Source organism: Octadecabacter temperatus (genome assembly GCF_001187845.1).
GTDB lineage: Bacteria > Pseudomonadota > Alphaproteobacteria > Rhodobacterales > Rhodobacteraceae > Octadecabacter > Octadecabacter temperatus.
The window spans coordinates 1,197,027-1,213,142 of sequence record NZ_CP012160.1; the positions used below are offsets into that span (position 1 = coordinate 1,197,027).

Consider the following 16,116-nt stretch of genomic DNA (forward strand, 5'->3'; position numbering starts at 1 on the left):
CACATGGACATGGTGAACTACGGCATAATCGGCTGCGGAATGATGGCGCGCGAGCATATTCAAAATATCAACCTGCTGCCTCATGGCCGCGTTTCGGTGGTGTTCGACCCAGTGCTGGAAATGGCGCAAAATTGCGCAGTGCTGGCTGGAAAAGGCGGGGCAGGGCCTGAAGCAGTGGTTGCTGGATCGCTGGACGATTTATTGGCGCATCCAGAGTTGGACGCGATTGTTATCGTGAGCCCGAACTACCTGCATGCCGCCCAATTGCACGAAATCGTCGCGAAACGACCTTTGCCGATCTTGTGCGAAAAGCCGCTTTATACGGACCCCGAAGATGCCGCTAAGCTGGACGCATTGTTTGAGGGTTACCCGCATCCTGTTTGGGTCGCGATGGAATACCGCTACATGCCACCCGTAGCAGCATTGATTGAACAGGCTGAGCAAGCAACGGGCGGGATATCCATGCTGACCGTGCGCGAACACCGTTTTCCGTTTTTGCCAAAGATCGGCGATTGGAACCGCTTTAACGAGAACACAGGCGGCACACTTGTCGAAAAATGCTGCCACTTCTTTGACCTCATGCGCCTTATTCTAAAGGCGGAACCTGTGCGCGTTATGGCGTCTGCAGGGCAGGCGATGAACCATTTGGAAGAAACTTACGACGGACGCACGCCTGACATTTGGGACAACGGCTATGTGATTGTCGATTTTGAAAACGGCACCCGCGCCATGCTTGAGCTGTGCATGTTTGCCGAAGGATCGCGCTACCAAGAAGAAATCAGCGCTGTGGGGCCAAAGGGCAAGATCGAATGCCTCGTGCCCGGACCGGGACGGTTTTGGCCAGCACAATTGGGACCAGCGCCCGTGCCGCAGGTGATCATCTCGCCACGTGCACCTCAGGGGCCGATCACAATGGATATTCCTGTTGATCCGGCATTGCTGGACGCAGGCGATCACAACGGTTCTACGTTCTACCAGCATCAACGCTTCAACGCAGTGGTGCGCGGGCAGGGTGAGGTCGAGGTCACCCTTGCGGATGGCGCAAAGGCTGTGGCAATTGGGTTGGCCGCGCAGGAAAGTGCGCGTACGGGGCAGGCGGTTACGGTTCAATAGGTTAAGATGGTCCGCTGTGCGGACTTAACGCCCCTTTGAGCCAAGTGGTTGAAAGAAACGTAGCAGGTATCCATCGGGATCAGCGACGACAAATTGACGGTTACCTACGTCGCAGTCGTCTTTCCGATACCATTTGTCTTCAACTTCGAGGTAAAGCGGGACTTTAGCCGCTGCCAGCGCGTTTGTAATAGGGGCGATATCTTCGACCTGTATCTGTACGTTTAAACCTCTGCCAAAAGGGTATTGGGTCGGTAAATGACCGTCGTCAAATGTTCTTCCTTCGCCAATCTGATCAATCATAAGTTCAGCGCCGTCGAGGCTAAGGTAACTGAAACCTTCTTCTGGACGGTCATAAAGGCACGCAAAGCCCAAAATTTCGCAATAGAACGTTCGAGATTTGACCCAATCAGAAACTGCGAATTCTGGAACAACTAAGGATGGCATGAAAAACGACCTTCTAATGACCGGTAGGTAGATAGAACATACAAGATGGGGCCGTCAATTTGGGCTCAATGCGGCCAAATCATCGGGAACCAATCGGTTCGCAATTTCTGTCCTTGAACCATGTCGTGCCCCGGAAATGGGGGCGATGTGGGGCCGGGGCGTTCGGTGTAACGCGCATCATCCCCCAATAATCGCAGGGAAAAGGCGCGTCGGCGAGATGCCGTTTCATTGCCGCGCGCGCCGTGCAGGATGTTGTAGTTAAACGCCACAGCGTCGCCTGCCTCCATAGTGTATTCGCGGACTTCCATGCCTTCGGCGTCTGGGTCCGGTACGGGCATGTAGTCGTCCTCATTCGGATAAAACGCAGTCTCAGAAAGCCAGCGGGTGGGCAGAACGGGCTTGGGCCATTTGTGCGATCCAGCAACGCAGCGCAAAGATGCATCCGTGACCGGATCAAGCGGCGACCAGAAGCTGACGGTTTGTTGGCCTTCAACGAAATAATATGGGCCATCCGTGTGCCACGGCGTGGGCTTTGACGTTCCCGGTTCTTTCACGAGCACGTGGTCATGAAACAGCTGCACCGTTTGGCTTTGCATCAGGTCGGCTGCGATTTGGGCTGCGGGGCTGTCGCGAATGACCGTTTCGAACTCGGGGATGCGTTGCCAATTACAGTAATCATCAAAGAAACGCCCGCTTTCGCCAGATTTTAGGTTTTCGGCGGCGTAGGGGCCAGGTTCAGCCATGTTGCGATCAACGCCTTCTCGAAGTGTTTCGACGTGGTCTGCAAACAGACCTTTGATGAGGACCACGCCGTCGCGTTGATAGGCGTCGATGTGGTCTTGCGTAATAAGGAGATGTGTCATGTCAGCAGCGTGGGCCTCGCGCTGCGGTGCGTCAAGGGATGACAGCGCGCCGTGGCGGGGTTATATGCGCGGCCATGAGCGCGAATTTACATACAGCTGCCCGCCTAAGCGTGGCCCCGATGATGGATTGGACCTACAGACAGAAAAATGCCGCCTTACCAGAGGGTTAGGCGGCTGTTTTTTCCGAGTCATACGCGAGTCATACGCGCAATGGTGTTCCGTCCCATTTAACCTAGCTGTGAAGGCGGCTAAATTCCTCCAATCCATCCGCGTGGCGTTCATCCACATAGGTGGCGAGGTCGCGCACGTGCACGCCCTTTGCGGCCTTCTGACTGTCTTCCATGCGAATGACGTTCAGCTTGATTTTGCCGTCTGAAACCTTGCGCAGGAACTTGGGCAAGGTGAGGTGGGGGAAGTAGTCCTTAACTACTACGTCCACGGGGATGATGGGCAATCCCTCATATCGGCCCGTCAGCATCCAAAGTGTATCCATATGTCATATTTCCTTCCGTTCGTCGTTTCATTGCATGCCAGCTCTCCTTTTTGTTGTGGGCATGGTACGTATAGCAGACAGACAGATAAACGGTCAAGTCATTGTTTTTGAATGCATTTTTAAGCTTGAAGCTGAATTTTGGGTTGCACGGACGGGCAGGGCGGCTGACGCCGCGAGCCGTTACCATTTTCGCGGAAGCTTCGTGCACGATGGGCGAACGCACTTGTCATTTTATTTTTCTCAGCGAAACTAGACGGCGATGGTTTATTACTGGAGGTGCATTGTGTCGAAGTCGGGCCTTGTCGTTGGAGCATTGTTGGTTTTGACAGGGTGCGTGCCGCCTGAGCAGACCGCTGTTGTTGGCCCATCTGGGCAGGTCATGTCATTGGCCAGATGCAGTCAGTCACCAAATGGATGCTACCAACAAGCTTCAGAAACCTGTCAGGGGTCTTATCAAGTCCTAGATAGCTACAGCAAGTCTGGCGGTTTGATTGCTGACGTTCTTCCGGGTCCGGTCACTTGGTACTATATGAATTATCAGTGTGGTGCTTCCGATGGGCGCACGCCTAGCTTCCCGTTTCGGGGGCAACAGTACGTTCCACCGCCCATTGTGGTGAATCCTGCGCCGGTGACCACGACGACAAACTGCAATCGGTTTGGAAACAACGTCACCTGTACGACGCGATAACAATACTTATCTGGCCGCGATTAGCTGCCCACCTCAGGCAAAGGCGGTGGGTTTGTTAATCGGGGTTGCTGACGATTTCGATGGGCGGGGAGTCGTCATTGTCCGCGTTAGCGGACGCAGTTGGCATTCGCCGCAAGCGCGAAAACAGAACGCGACTAGATAGCCACTAGCAAGAAGGGGCGGTTTGCAGACATTCGCTGCGGGTGCAAGATGGTCGGTTTTGTGACTGGAGAAAACACCTTCGAGAACATTCGGCTTTGTGCTGTGTTTGCCGATTATTCCGCAGCTTCGATAACGTCTGGAACGTAGATTTGCTTAAGTGGGATGAGCGTCCTGTAACTTGCTGACATCTTCCCGTAGTTTTCGAGAATAATGTCGACGAGTTCTTCGCCATCGATCAATCGCAGCTTTGAGCGATTGCGTTCCAGTAATCGGGCGGGGCGGCTGTAGGACCCAAGGGTTATAAACAGGCCAAATTCACCGTCCCCCAGTGTCCCGAGCAACTGGTTCGCGTCTGGCTCACCTATTTGTCCTGTCTGGCGCTTACATTGAACTTTGATGATGGGAGGTTGAAATCCGAGTTCATCCGTGTGGGCAATCACATCGACGCCACCGTCGCCAGATTTGTCAGACACGCGCGCGGTGTAGCCCATGCACTCTAGCAAATGGGCGGTGAACTCTTCAAAGTCATACCCGCTTAGGCCGGAATGAATGCGCTTAATGACGAAGTCATGGGTGGTCTGCTCTGCCTGCGCTGACACTCGCTGGGTTACTTGATCGTCATTTGGAGTGTCTTCGTCTGGGACGTCCGCGTCAGTCTTAACGCCGACCTTTGCCAAAAATTCTGCTGCGTGTTTGGTCACAGCAAAAAGCGTGATGAACGATCCGATTTCATAAAGTGCGGCTTGGGTGAAGTCGCTACGTGGAAATGATTCAATCCAGTTCACGCCGCGCCTGTGCGTCAGTTCGTCCAGTCCATCTTCGCCCATGTTGACACGCTCGACCGTGTCAGTGAAGGTTCCGATATTCACGCGCCCATCGTGTTTGGAGGGATAGATAACGTAGTCGCCAGCCTTAACCGCATGGGTAAAGCGATAGACTATGCCTGCTGTAACAGGCACTGCGCCCGCTTTAAGGTCAGGGTATGTGGCCGCGATGGCGGTTTTATAGGCTTCCCGATCATCCGGAAGTTCAAAGATGTTGCCGAGTTCATGCCAGCCCATTGAGACGAAGCCATCTTCTAGCGGCGTGTCGCTCACCTGTTTTGGCATGTGAACGCCCCAGATATTAGTCATCTTTGCTGTCCTCGTTACTGCTACGTTTGACGGCTTTCATCTTCTCGACGACTTCCATCGTCTCGACGCTGACGCGGGTAACGCGCTTAAGTAGGTCCACCACTTGTTCTTTGTAGTCGGCAAAGCGGTAGGTGTTGAACTTTTCGCGGATCGTGGGATCACGAGGCGTTTTCTCTTTGTATTGGTCCAGTATCCATTCAAGGCCGGAGCGGTTGCCCAGCTTGTAGTCCCAACACTCTGGCGGGATACCGGACAGGGTTGTTTCGCTATCCAGTGTGATGGTCCCAGCGTCCTTGTCGGCTTTGAGGCTGACCTTGGGTGCCAGACCTGCCTTCACAGCCTTCACGTCCTCTTCGTCAGAGCGTTTCAGCTTATACGGCTTGACCTTTTCGTAGCCGATGTGCAGGTCCAGCAGGGTCTGGCCCCAATCGCGCCATTGGGGGAAATCGGGATAGAACGGAATGCGGGGAAATTCGCGTTTCAGGTTGATTGCGTAGGTTTCACGGTAAACGGGATCGTGCAGGACGGCGTAGACATAGGCGAAAATGTCGTCCTTGGTGATCTTGGCTTTCTTGCCGTAATGGGCGGTGAATTTGTTAAAGGCCCAATCGGTGATGTTGTCGATACGCCCGCCTTCAAGGTTGTAGCGATAGCGGGCAAGCGTCTGACTCCCACCGGACGCCGGACTGACAAAGTTCAGGTCAGGGACTTGATTAATCGCAAGGCTCAAGAATGGCTTCCCTGAACTATCACCCATGAACGTGATTGAGGAATTTAGGTGCTGACCCATCCCAAAGATTGTTCGAGTCAGATTTGACATTTCGTTAAAGGCCGTGTCTCGATACATCGCCTTTTTGACATACGGCCTATAATTCGCGGTAATGATTGACGACTTATTGAATCGGTGCTTCTTGCGTCCCAGCAAGTCTTTTTTTACCGAGCGGGTCCATTTGATTGAATAGTCTAGCGCGTCAGCGATTTCTTTGGGGCTCTTGAGTGTTTTCAATCGCTTTCGATCTTGTTCGTAAATCCCAACAAGATGCTTGGCTTTTGCGGCCAAATCATTCTCCGAAAAGTCGTAAACCCAATCATCGCGGTTCGTAGCAACGCCAAGAGAAAATAATTTGAATATCGCTTTCTCTTGCGAGGCCACCTTCGCAGCCTTCGTCTTCTTATCCGCGACGGGCAACAGATCGTCCCAGTTGTTTTCCGTCTGGTTGATCCAGTTCCCCTTTTCATCCGGTGTCACCACCTCGTATTTCGCATCCGACGCCTTGACCGCACTTAGCCATGACAGCTTGTCGTCCGAGGTTTCCAGTTCCGGCCTGCGCACGTAGTGGATTTTGCAATCGCGTTTCTTTTTCTTGCCCAGTTGTCTGCGCACGAAGAACGAAATCGCCACACCCGTCTGGATGCCAAAGACATTGTTCTTGGTGCCGGACAGCTTCGGGTTGGCACGCACATCACCGCCAAGGTCCACAAGGTAGATTTCGTCAAACTCTTGCGCGACATACCTTCTGAACCCATCAAACGTCCGGCTGTCGATGAAGCTACGGTTGGTGACGAAGGCGATGACACCGTCATCGTGCAACCGATCTGACGCCCAACGGAAGAACCGCGCATACATGTCGTAGACTTTGGTTTTCTGCGCAGTGGACAGCTTCACAAAGCTACGCTTAATCAGGTCATCAATGTGCGGATAGGTGCGGTTCTTGTTGTTGTCGTTCTCGTTCTGCTGGTTGGCGTTGTAGGGCGGGTTGCCGATCACCACGGAAATCTTGCGCTTGTTCTGGCGCTTTACCCGCGCGACGTTTTCATCCGACACGGACGCGAACATATCAAACTGGTGGCCAGACTTGATGCCAAGCCCGCCGATGTTGTCCAACGTGTCCACGAAGCACAGGTTGGGGTATTCAGCGTATTGGCCTGACACCGCCTGATAGGTCGCCTCAATGTTCAGGTTGGCCACGTAGTAGGGCAGGATCGCGACCTCGTTCGCGTGCAGTTCTTCGGTGTATTTGTGGCGCAGCTTGTCGGGCTGGCCACGAAAGTACTCGATGAGTTCACAAATATAGGTGCCAGTGCCCGTCGCGGGATCAAGGATTTCGACGCCTTCGTCGATCAGGCGCTTGCCGAAATGTTTGTCGGTCAGCCAATCGGCCCCTTCGATCATGAATTTCACGATCTCGTTTGGTGTATAGACCACCCCCAGACGGTCAGCGGCGTCAGGATTATAGACCTTGTAAAAGTTCTCGTAGATCACCTTTAGGAAGGTCTGTTTCTCCGTGTGGCTGGTGATCTGCGCAGCGTTGGCGTTGATCGCCGTGTAGTAGGGCTGCAATGCCTTGAGAGTGGATTTCTTGACCGCTCCGGTGAAGAATGCGCCCTCTAGTTCGTAGAGCAGTTTCGCCACGTTGTTGTCGCGGTGAAAGTCCGCTTCGTCAAAGACACGGGCAAAGATTTCTTCCGTAAGGATGTGCTGGATAAGCATCTCGCGCACGTCATCGCGCCCAAGCGTGGGGTTGATGGTTTCGCATGCGTGGGCGAGGAATTTCTTGGCAGCGGTTTTGAATGTCACGTTGATCTTGTAGGCTTCGTCAATCTTCTCGCGTAGCGCAGTCAGGACAGCGGGTAAGTCAGCCTTGAACTGTTCAACCGCCAGTCGAAACTGAGCGATCTCGGGGCGTTGATAGCCGAAGAACAGGTTGAGGAGTTGCTCAAGCCCAGCGGTATCTGTCATATCGCAACGGGTGATTTCATTGCGGTCCTGCCACAAGACCGCGACACGGGAATCTTCAAAGATTATGTTGTCTTGAGGATACCCTGTAAGCAGCTTCGCCTTGATTTCAGCGTCAAGGTCATCGTCGGTGTCTTTGGCTTCCCAATACCCCAAGGGGACGCGCACATCGTGCAGGATAGCCCCGTCAGGGCGGATAGGTTTCTTGAGGCTAGATTGCATCGGATACTGATTGATGAAGGTAAGGCCGTCCGACTTGGCCCAAGCTTTTAGCAAGTCCTTGAACGCCTCGCTGATGACGCCTTCAGTAAGAGAGCCGCTTACCATTCGGATTTTGTCGATGTCAGCAAGATAGCTGTTGATCAGTCTTTGGCTCATTACTCACCCCATACGTGTAACATGGTTAGAGCTCCTGAGGAAGAACGTCTACTCGAAAGAGAAAAGGCATTGCCTGAGCTAAGTGTGAGTTCGCGGGCGCGTCGATTTCAGCGCTGCAGCGAAAGTTTGGTTCGATGGGCCGCACTGCAGCATGGCAGAGGGTGAGCCAGTGTCTGCTTTGGGCCGTCCCTATTCAGGCTGGAAAGGTGTGCAATCACCGAGCCAGCCCTAACCGACGCCTGAGCAGCATACCCAGAAATGGCTATGGCCCGGCTAACATGCAGTGTGTGGGTCGTGCAACTGCGCATAGAGAGCCACTTGGACCAAGAAAACGGCGCGAAAACGGGTTAACAAAGGCAACCTTTTCCAGCCAGAATTGAAATTTTTTTCGGGCCACCTGCGAATCCCCCATGGGGGGAGGGGGGGCTGTCAGAAAAAGGCAAAATCTTACAAGCGTGGAAAAATTAGCGAGTCTACAACCGGACGGCTGTATTTCGGAGGAGTCTGCAAGGAAAGTGTTAAACACGGTTGCACGCGCCGGATGGGTTCCGTTTCTGTTGCTGTTGCTCTGGTCCTCAGCTACTACGCGCCGGAATCGACGTGGAGGGTATACCCCCTTGGAGCCTCATATTGCTTATATTCGTCAACGTCTTAGCGCTAACGCGCTCAGTTCCCTTTGATCGAACCAAACGATTCAACGTGACCAGACCACGCCGCCCCGCCATGCCCATGGGCCAGAAATACGCTTGTTTCTACTATGCGGCGAGTCTGGCCTCTAATCTGGCCACGGATGTGGGGTGCCACTGCTTTCCCCGTGCCGTTTCAAAACCGCGTTTGTTCAACTCATTTGCCTTGGCCTGAAGGGTGTTAAAACCTTCGTTTCTGAGGTCTTCCAAGGCTGCGGATAGGTCCGATGCACGCGCTAACGCGCGTGTCTTGATGACCTGCACAGCGGCTGTATTGCCCTTGTCAGCACGCCTAAGGGCGTCAGCCCCGTTGGGGTTCCCGAATGTCTTTCCACGTGCCTTTGCGGCCTTCATGGCGACACGGGTTCTGTCCCCGATCATGCGGGATTCTTCCTGTGCAAGAACACTCATGATTCCGATGGTCATGGGGTTGGCGGTGGGTATATCGCACGCCACGAAAGGGACCTTAGAGTCCTGTAAATTAAGGAGGAAAGCCGCATTGCGTGAGAGTCTGTCCAGCTTGGCGATGACAAGGGTCGCACCCTTGGCGCGTGCCGTTCTAAGGGCGCTTTCAAGCTGCGGTCTGGAGTCGATCCGTCCCGACTCTACCTCTTCGAATTCTGCCACGATTTCTGCGCCGTGGGTGGCGGCGTAAGCCGCGATTGCAGCGCGCTGGCCTTCGATACCCAAACCGCTGCGCCCCTGCTTATCGGTGCTTACTCTGATATACGTTACGATCTTCATACTTATTCCTCTTTTTACAAATGGACTAGGGAGCCCTACGCCATTTGTAACATGGTTATGCATGATTCTGGAGTCTTTTCAATGACTTATTGGGGGAGTAGTGCGTGTCGTGAACGTTGTTTGCAATCTGGTATGCTAGAATGCAAGGTTGCGCGAGGTTGCGCGGTGCCACGTCGAAGGCGGCTAATCGGGGTATTTTGGCGCCTTAGGTGTTATTGCGGACGCCATATAACCTGCCTCAAAGCGGGCCGCTGAGCAGACCAACGTGTCTAAAGATGTTGTTGATCGAGGTCGCGGCAAGTGCAAACGATTTGAACGTGGATGCTGCACTGAATTCGTCTAGCGCAAAATCGCCATCATACACTTTGAACACTCGTTTTTGCCTTCCGAACAATCCCTGTCCAGCATTCTCACAAGTGAAGACAAAGTCTGATTCAATCTGAGGGCAGGTCAGGACAAAGACACCCTTGTCCATGCCGTCTAACGCTGCCTGTGCAGACTGTGTAAATTCCGGATGAAACCGTACCACCAAACCCTTCGAGTGCTGCTTTTTCAAAACTGACAGAAGAAACTGCGTGTGTTTGGCCTCAAAGGGCAGGAGGTTAGATGTCCTTTGGATTTCATCAATCGTGCACTGGTCCATGATCGTATGCCCCTCTAGGTTGCGAGGATAAATCACAGCGGCGGACGGATTATGCAAGGGCGTGTGCGCCTTAATCGTGCCGTAAATGTGCTGCACCAATTCCGAAAAGAGGAGTCAGATATGCTGTTCTATGTCCAAGGAAGCGGGAAGACCCCGTACGAATTGAAAGCAACGGGCGCAGGTGAGACGTTCTATCTGGCTTGTTCATGCCCAGCCGGACGCAAGACAGGAAAACAATGCAAGCACGCCCGCGCGCTTCTTATGGGGGAGGTGACTGCGCTACAGGAAGGGTCTGGCGACTTAGTTGAATTGGCGAAGCTGGCGGCGGGGTCATCGGCGATTGCAGAGGCCATGGACCGACCACTTGAAAAGATGCCACACAGACCGCCTGAGGGCGCGAGCTGCGTGAAGTCGCTTTACGAAGTCGGTTGCCCGCTAATCGACGCAACGGACCTGACGCCTCAATACAGCGAAGAGGGCGGGGACTGGAAGGTGCGCCGCCTGACACTGCACGAACGTTGGAGGAACGGAAACCTTAAGAAGGGCGCGGCGTTTGAACTGACTTGGGAAGAAATGTCAGGGGACGTGGTGGTCCAAGCGGACGGGTCATTGGCCTATGAGAACGTGAAGCCCCGTGCGCGTCCATACGTGGTTAGGGGGAAGAGCATGCAGACCGTCACACGCAAAAAATTCGAGGATGCTTATGACTTCCTTATCAAGGCTATGGCGAAGCGCGGTTGAGGCGCTGACGCGCCTACAGACGCAATCACTTCTCCCTCAGCGAAGAGCCGCCACGCGTTGAATCCTGCCCACTTCATCGTATGAGGTGAAATGAGGTGGTCTAGATTTACCTCACCTCTAATTCGTACTTATTTTATTGGTCTTTTCTTCTTTAAGTGAGTTGAGTGATGTTAATGAAGTGATCTGAGAGTTATTATAGAGAAACATTTCTTTTTATTGCCGTAGGCATATGTCGATAAAGAAAAATAAAAAATATATCCTATGGGGCGGCGCGGGCAGGGGTACCTCATGACCTCACCTACCTCACTTATCTTACTTGTTGTAATTAAAACAGGTACTTACTGGTGTGATGTGTCCTTGTTGCACTTCATTATGACGGGCAGGATGGTGAAGTGACTTCCTGAAGCAGGCCAGAACATCCCTCGCCGGACAAGAGAAAGGGCGCTGACGCGCCCTCTATCCTCTCACTGTCACTCAAATTCAGCGACGTTCAAGTGACCTTAGGCGTCAACTTCCACACGGTCCGGCGCTGGCGTGTCCCTGCCTTCTCCAGACGCACCTCTACACCGTCGAGGTTAAAGTACGCGTCAGCGTACTGTGCGAGAAACTTTCCCATCGCGGTGGCGTCATAGATGACGTCTGCATCGCGCTTCGTCTTGCGGACGCCTTCAAGTGCGATGTCTTCAGTGAAACACAAGTCCACAAGTCCCTCGTCACCCCCGACCAACATTTCGTTACTGACGTTCCTCTGTGCCGCGTCATTAGCCTTTTCCCACCAGACGGCGACAAGGTCATTGATGCCTTCCGCCTCGTTGATCGACGCGACGCGGTCCTTCTGGTCTTCGTTAGACAGAAAGGTGGTGATCCCAGCATGTTCAAGGACGCCGCCCAATACGCGGACCCATTCGCCAAACGAGGCCATATGGGGGGCATTCTGAGGGGCGGGCATACCCGCGAACACCCACGCCTTCACAAGCGTCAGCGCGGCGCACAGAAGCTCTTCTCGGTGCTTTGCGATATGCCCCCCCTCCAAGCTATACTTGAATGTGGTACGGGCCTTGGGGTTCTCCATCTGGGCGTCGAGGCGGATCAAAAACGCGCGCCGCTTGAGGTCTTCGTTCAAGCGGGCATTATTTGACGTCATGATGGTCATGGCGTTTACGGCCACGGTCGCCATCGATGACTGCCCAAGAATGCGGCCTTCAAACGTCGTTGCCGTCAGAACGGACGCCAAGGCGTCGGACACAATTTCGCCCGATACATTATCAAACCACATGAAAGGCTTGGGCGCGCGCAGAGAGGCAAAGATAAGCTTGCGCCGTTCCTCTTCGTTTGAAGGCAAGGCGGCGGACGGTTCGGATGCACCGGCAACAATGCGATACGCACCCTCTGCGAGCAAAGACGCACCCGTTGCGACCTTGGGCTTCGTAATGAAAGCCATCGGCAGCGGCCCGTCGATCATCTGACGGCAAAAGGGGGTAAGCAACATCGCAAGAAAATTCGCCATGCTCGCAGGAACGTCATCCGCATAAAGCGTTTCCCCGTCGGGGCGGCAGTCCTCCCCGTCAAAAGGAAAGTCTCCAAACAGGTCCAACAAAGTTTCCAAGGCCTCATCGATGTCAAGCTGCGTCGGAATGCGAGGAATGTTCAGCATACGCAAGTTCGCAGGAAGCGACATATAGATGCCTGTGTCTTCGTCGTATCCGTTCGTGCTGATCAAATCCCCATCGGACGCAAACAGAGGGTGCGTTGCAATCTGGGTGAGGCAGGGGAAGGTGTAGTTACCGTAATACAGCTCCTCTACTACATCCATGGGGGCGCTGCATGACTGCATTTCGCCCCCCTGATCTACAAAGAACGGGGCGTAATCGTGGACGATTGGACGAAGACTACGCGGGGACAAAAAGTCCATTTCTTCGCGCTCTGCCTGAGGGTTGCGGACGACGCGGACAAGGTTCTTACCGTGCCGTAACAGGACAGGTGTATAATTATCATTCACGTTCTTGATGCTGTCGTATGCGTATGTCTTGAGGTCGTCGAAGCCAAACGTCCCCATCACGTTCGTCTTTCCCTTTGCCTTGTCATTCGCGATACCCATGGCGGACCATTCCGACTCTGCGAAGTTATGAGCTGCGTTCAAATAGCGCTTGGGAAGGGCCGCAGACCACTTTGTCGCGATTTTACTGGAAAAGATGTTGATCTGACTTGTATCGATCTTGGACTTCACAAGCGACATATAGAACTTGGCAAGTTCGAGGTCCGTGAAGGGGGAGTCGTCTGCGTGCTCTTCGATCTGCTGTTCGAACATCACGTTTACATACAACGGCACATTTCTAATCTCTTCGATTTCTCGAATGTTGAACTTGTTCCTAAACTTTCTGCCGCCTTCCGACATCTTTGTCCGGACGGTAACGGTTGGATGATCCGGCGGAGTCATCGCGATAACATTTGCCATGTGGTTTCCTTTTTGTGGGTTAAATTTGCATTCGGATTCCTTTCTCGATTCACATTCTGGACCGTTTCGCTTGCCCCGATGATCAGGGGGACGCCGCAACGGACAAGGGCAGGCTGATGAAGGCGGCTAACGCCGCCAATAGTATCTCAGGACGTCAGTGAGACGCCGCTTTCTTCTACGCAATTCGTGCGGGTTGGGTCAAGGAAAGTGCAACAAATTCAGTTACTTCTGGCTTGAAGATGAATTGGAGGTTGCACCAAAGTACGGCAAATGCAGCTTCAAGCTGCGCTTAAACGGGCCGGTGGAAGTCCACACTATCCGTCAAACAGTCAAACGAGATTGTGTCCTGAAGAGGCCAACCACCCCTTTTGAAGGTCCACGTCCCGTCATCGCGGGGGATAAAATTTGATGCACTAAGAACGCGGCGGGCCACTGCCTCATCCCCGTCCAACACGGCTGCAAAATCAACGAAACTGATATAAAATCCGCCACAACGCGCGGGGCGTGTTGTGGTCGTCGCCGCGCGAAAAATGTTGATAAGTTCAATCGTCAGGGCGTTATCATCGCTAATAAACGGGGCGTTGTGTTCAATGTCAGAGGTCATGACGTTTCCTTCAAGTGTGGGTATTCCATATTCAACCGGTTCGCGATTGCCGCGCGGATGGTCTCGAAAGCGGACTCGAATTCCTGAGGGGATGCCCCCACCATTGCGGCGCGGGCGTTTGCCCACAGTTCGGCACGACGCGCGGGGCGTGTGGTCGTCTTATTCTGCATTCTTCATGCCCTCCAAAAACTCATCAATTTCGATCTTGAGACGCGCCTCTTCAGCTTCGCGCTGTTCGGGGGTCATACGTTCGCGGGCCTCCAAACCGCGCTCAATGCGCGCACGCTTTTCACGTTCGCGCGCGATCTCTGAAGCGGTCTTTCCCTTCTTCCCAAAGCCGTCGCGACCGTCGCTGTTCTTGCGATAAATGACGGAAGAATCCGACATTGCGCCGCCGTCTTCAAATTCATCCATAACGGCGGTCCCCGTCCTTGAGGCTGGCACGCGCCCTCAAATCGTTGCGCCGCCGATCCTCAGGCGTGAGGGCCACAGGTCCTGAAAGACGCCGCTGGAGGGCTTCAAACTCTGCCACGGTCAACAGGCGGCTAGGAAACAAGACGCACTGGTGCGCGCCGTCCTGAATTCGAAACAGGTGGTCATATGGACCGTCCGGTGCGTGTTCGCGGCAAGCGTTTTCAATCTTATCCAAGGTCATCACAAAAGCCCCCACTTGCGCGCCATGCGAAGGCGTGCCTGATGGTCTGACATTTCTGAAAGCAATCGAATCTTTTCATTGCGGTCGTCAGCTTCACCCACGGGGGCGGTGGTCACGCCCAAATCACGCGCGCGGGCGAGCTTACGTGCGCGGGCGTCGGTGCTGCGTGCGTGGGCTGCGTCGGTGGTGATCTTATCCAATTCTGCAACGGCGGCGGCGCGTGCGTCTTCGTCCCCATCCGCGATTGCCGCCTTGCGCGCCACATCGGACAACGCCGGAAGCTCGCGCAGTTCACGCTGATAGGCCTCTTCGTCCAGCGGTGCACCCATAGTCGCAAGGCGAATCTCGCGGATGTCCAGAACGTCCGCCGGTTCAATTGTGACGCCCTGCGCACGGGCGTCGGTGATTGCGCGTTCAGACAGTTCTGCGAGGCGGCTAGCAAGCGTGTCAGAGGCGTTTACGATTGCGGTAAAGTTTGTGTGGTCGGTCATTTTAAGACTCCTCATTATTGGCGATGATGAACGCGGGCGACATTGCCAGCATTGCGGGGCGGGGGGCGTTGCAAATAACGTGCGCCAAGACGTGCGGCTGCAGGATTGCGAGGTCCTTCAGCTCGTTAAGATTCCCAACGACGGCGGGGACGCAAAGCTTTGAATTCGCAACGGCCACAAAAAATGCGCTCTGGACCTGCGCCCACCGGTCCTGCATTGCCTCGTCAGGCAACCAATCAATAAGACGACGTGCGGTGGGTGTCGCCTCGATCCCTCCTGCATACATGCTGTCCGGTGCGATGGTTGCGGCTGCGAAAAGCTTCTCAATTGCACCCGCTGCTACCTCAGAAGGTGCTAAGGTCGTCACAGCTTCTGCGAGCAAATAGCGGCGGCGATATGCCGGTGCGATAGACTTAGGTGAGGGTGTGGGGGCGAGATGCGAGGGGGTGATCCCCCCGCGCTTGAAGCGACGGGTGGGGGTAATTCGGCACACACCCGCCGCATTCTCATAATCGTCGATAGAAATGAACATTGAGGGCCTTTTGCGGTTAGAGAGTTTTTATTTATTGACTATCTTTACCACATATGGCAGGGCCGAGTCTCGTTTTTGACAGGAACGGGTCAAAAATGATTCGTTTTGATTTAGGGGGCCGCACACCTCCACGCCGCTAACGGGGCTACAGAACGGGCAGGGGCGCTGGCACAGCAAGGGCGCAAACGCGGCTGGGACCATTACAAGGCGGCGCAGGCGTGGGTATATGGAAAGTCTGGATGCTTATGGGTATGAAAGGTAAACCCATTTCGAAAAGGCCATATTCATGAACCCAATTATCGTCATTGTTATTTCGTATTTGCTGACAGGCGTTTATCGAATTAGGCAAGATTTCAAGCAGAGCTTCCACAACCGTCCAGCATATGCCCGCAACTCAAGCCGCTTTCTAGTCGGATTCATGCTCGTTGTTCTGACTTGGCCGGTCATGCTTTACCATGAAGTACGGATACATAAATCCATCGGGCGGGCATTGCCCCTGACATTTGTTTTTCTCGCCTTAATTGGTTTTGGGTTCTGGCTGAATTCCTGATGGC

17 protein-coding genes are annotated in these 16,116 nt (G+C 53.9%); 3 read left to right on the forward strand and 14 right to left on the reverse strand.

All coding sequences use genetic code 11. From position 1 onward, the window contains the following. The first annotated feature begins 3 nt into the window (after positions 1–3). Positions 4–1,113, forward strand: a complete 1,110-nt coding sequence (locus tag OSB_RS06100) for a Gfo/Idh/MocA family protein (protein WP_049834148.1) — start codon at positions 4–6, stop codon at positions 1,111–1,113. 24 nt (positions 1,114–1,137) lie between these two features. Here the strand turns inward: OSB_RS06100 and OSB_RS06105 are convergent, their stop codons facing one another. From OSB_RS06105 to OSB_RS06135, 7 genes are all read right to left on the reverse strand, one after another. After that, the gene (locus tag OSB_RS06105; protein WP_049834149.1) at positions 1,138–1,557 is read right to left on the reverse strand and encodes a bleomycin resistance protein; all 420 of its coding nucleotides are present in this window, start codon (positions 1,555–1,557) and stop codon (positions 1,138–1,140) included. Between the two features lie 65 nt (positions 1,558–1,622). After that, a complete protein-coding gene (locus tag OSB_RS06110; RefSeq protein WP_049834150.1) occupies positions 1,623–2,420 on the reverse strand; it encodes a phytanoyl-CoA dioxygenase family protein in 798 nt (265 codons plus the stop codon). A gap of 232 nt (positions 2,421–2,652) precedes the next feature. Next, entirely contained in the window at positions 2,653–2,913 is a 261-nt protein-coding gene (locus OSB_RS06115) for a pyocin activator PrtN family protein (protein ID WP_049834151.1), read from the reverse strand. Between the two features lie 963 nt (positions 2,914–3,876). Continuing rightward, on the reverse strand, positions 3,877–4,896 hold the full coding sequence (locus tag OSB_RS06120; RefSeq protein WP_049834152.1) for a restriction endonuclease: 1,020 nt from the start codon (positions 4,894–4,896) through the stop codon (positions 3,877–3,879). Further along, positions 4,889–8,011, reverse strand: coding sequence for a type ISP restriction/modification enzyme (locus tag OSB_RS06125; protein ID WP_049834153.1), 3,123 nt, complete (start codon positions 8,009–8,011; stop codon positions 4,889–4,891). The genes OSB_RS06120 and OSB_RS06125 overlap by 8 nt, the downstream gene beginning before the upstream one ends. Positions 8,012–8,766: 755 nt before the next feature. Then, positions 8,767–9,441 carry a recombinase family protein gene (locus OSB_RS06130; RefSeq protein ID WP_049834154.1) on the reverse strand — a complete coding sequence of 225 codons (675 nt, stop codon included), beginning with the start codon at positions 9,439–9,441 and terminating at the stop codon, positions 8,767–8,769. A gap of 238 nt (positions 9,442–9,679) precedes the next feature. Continuing rightward, on the reverse strand, positions 9,680–10,141 hold the full coding sequence (locus OSB_RS06135; RefSeq protein WP_143831212.1) for a hypothetical protein: 462 nt from the start codon (positions 10,139–10,141) through the stop codon (positions 9,680–9,682). A 63-nt stretch (positions 10,142–10,204) separates the two neighbouring features. Here OSB_RS06135 and OSB_RS06140 point away from each other — a divergent pair, with 63 nt between their 5' ends. Continuing rightward, complete coding sequence (locus OSB_RS06140; RefSeq protein ID WP_049834156.1) at positions 10,205–10,825, forward strand: SWIM zinc finger family protein; 621 nt, start codon at positions 10,205–10,207, stop codon at positions 10,823–10,825. A 490-nt stretch (positions 10,826–11,315) separates the two neighbouring features. Here OSB_RS06140 and OSB_RS06145 read toward each other — a convergent pair whose 3' ends face one another. The 7 genes from OSB_RS06145 to OSB_RS06170 all read right to left on the reverse strand — a co-directional run bounded on the left by OSB_RS06145 (position 11,316) and on the right by OSB_RS06170 (position 15,562). Beyond that, entirely contained in the window at positions 11,316–13,280 is a 1,965-nt protein-coding gene (locus tag OSB_RS06145) for a hypothetical protein (RefSeq protein ID WP_049834157.1), read from the reverse strand. A 289-nt stretch (positions 13,281–13,569) separates the two neighbouring features. Next, a complete protein-coding gene (locus tag OSB_RS06150) occupies positions 13,570–13,884 on the reverse strand; it encodes a hypothetical protein (protein ID WP_049834158.1) in 315 nt (104 codons plus the stop codon). Beyond that, complete coding sequence (locus OSB_RS16680; protein ID WP_158454105.1) at positions 13,881–14,054, reverse strand: hypothetical protein; 174 nt, start codon at positions 14,052–14,054, stop codon at positions 13,881–13,883. The genes OSB_RS06150 and OSB_RS16680 overlap by 4 nt, the downstream gene beginning before the upstream one ends. Further along, positions 14,044–14,298 carry a hypothetical protein gene (locus tag OSB_RS06155; RefSeq protein ID WP_049834159.1) on the reverse strand — a complete coding sequence of 85 codons (255 nt, stop codon included), beginning with the start codon at positions 14,296–14,298 and terminating at the stop codon, positions 14,044–14,046. Before OSB_RS06155 ends, OSB_RS16680 begins: the two co-directional genes overlap by 11 nt. Beyond that, complete coding sequence (locus OSB_RS06160) at positions 14,291–14,539, reverse strand: hypothetical protein (protein ID WP_049834160.1); 249 nt, start codon at positions 14,537–14,539, stop codon at positions 14,291–14,293. The genes OSB_RS06155 and OSB_RS06160 overlap by 8 nt, the downstream gene beginning before the upstream one ends. Next, positions 14,539–15,030, reverse strand: a complete 492-nt coding sequence (locus OSB_RS06165) for a hypothetical protein (RefSeq protein WP_049834161.1) — start codon at positions 15,028–15,030, stop codon at positions 14,539–14,541. Before OSB_RS06165 ends, OSB_RS06160 begins: the two co-directional genes overlap by 1 nt. Before the next feature lies 1 nt (position 15,031). Next, positions 15,032–15,562 (reverse strand): hypothetical protein, encoded by a 531-nt coding sequence (locus OSB_RS06170; protein ID WP_049834162.1) that lies wholly within the window; start codon positions 15,560–15,562, stop codon positions 15,032–15,034. Positions 15,563–15,848: 286 nt separating this feature from the next. Here OSB_RS06170 and OSB_RS06175 point away from each other — a divergent pair, with 286 nt between their 5' ends. Continuing rightward, a complete protein-coding gene (locus tag OSB_RS06175) occupies positions 15,849–16,112 on the forward strand; it encodes a hypothetical protein (protein ID WP_049834163.1) in 264 nt (87 codons plus the stop codon). The last annotated feature ends 4 nt before the right edge of the window (positions 16,113–16,116 follow it).

Coding starts and splice junctions, on each gene's coding strand:
- OSB_RS06100 (WP_049834148.1), top strand. CDS start 4: ATGGACATGGTGAACTACGGCATAATCGGCTGCGGAATGATGGCGCGC.
- OSB_RS06105 (WP_049834149.1), bottom strand. CDS start 1,557: ATGCCATCCTTAGTTGTTCCAGAATTCGCAGTTTCTGATTGGGTCAAA.
- OSB_RS06110 (WP_049834150.1), bottom strand. CDS start 2,420: ATGACACATCTCCTTATTACGCAAGACCACATCGACGCCTATCAACGC.
- OSB_RS06115 (WP_049834151.1), bottom strand. CDS start 2,913: ATGGATACACTTTGGATGCTGACGGGCCGATATGAGGGATTGCCCATC.
- OSB_RS06120 (WP_049834152.1), bottom strand. CDS start 4,896: ATGACTAATATCTGGGGCGTTCACATGCCAAAACAGGTGAGCGACACG.
- OSB_RS06125 (WP_049834153.1), bottom strand. CDS start 8,011: ATGAGCCAAAGACTGATCAACAGCTATCTTGCTGACATCGACAAAATC.
- OSB_RS06130 (WP_049834154.1), bottom strand. CDS start 9,441: ATGAAGATCGTAACGTATATCAGAGTAAGCACCGATAAGCAGGGGCGC.
- OSB_RS06140 (WP_049834156.1), top strand. CDS start 10,205: ATGCTGTTCTATGTCCAAGGAAGCGGGAAGACCCCGTACGAATTGAAA.
- OSB_RS06145 (WP_049834157.1), bottom strand. CDS start 13,280: ATGGCAAATGTTATCGCGATGACTCCGCCGGATCATCCAACCGTTACC.
- OSB_RS06150 (WP_049834158.1), bottom strand. CDS start 13,884: ATGACCTCTGACATTGAACACAACGCCCCGTTTATTAGCGATGATAAC.
- OSB_RS16680 (WP_158454105.1), bottom strand. CDS start 14,054: ATGCAGAATAAGACGACCACACGCCCCGCGCGTCGTGCCGAACTGTGG.
- OSB_RS06155 (WP_049834159.1), bottom strand. CDS start 14,298: ATGGATGAATTTGAAGACGGCGGCGCAATGTCGGATTCTTCCGTCATT.
- OSB_RS06160 (WP_049834160.1), bottom strand. CDS start 14,539: ATGACCTTGGATAAGATTGAAAACGCTTGCCGCGAACACGCACCGGAC.
- OSB_RS06165 (WP_049834161.1), bottom strand. CDS start 15,030: ATGACCGACCACACAAACTTTACCGCAATCGTAAACGCCTCTGACACG.
- OSB_RS06170 (WP_049834162.1), bottom strand. CDS start 15,562: ATGTTCATTTCTATCGACGATTATGAGAATGCGGCGGGTGTGTGCCGA.
- OSB_RS06175 (WP_049834163.1), top strand. CDS start 15,849: ATGAACCCAATTATCGTCATTGTTATTTCGTATTTGCTGACAGGCGTT.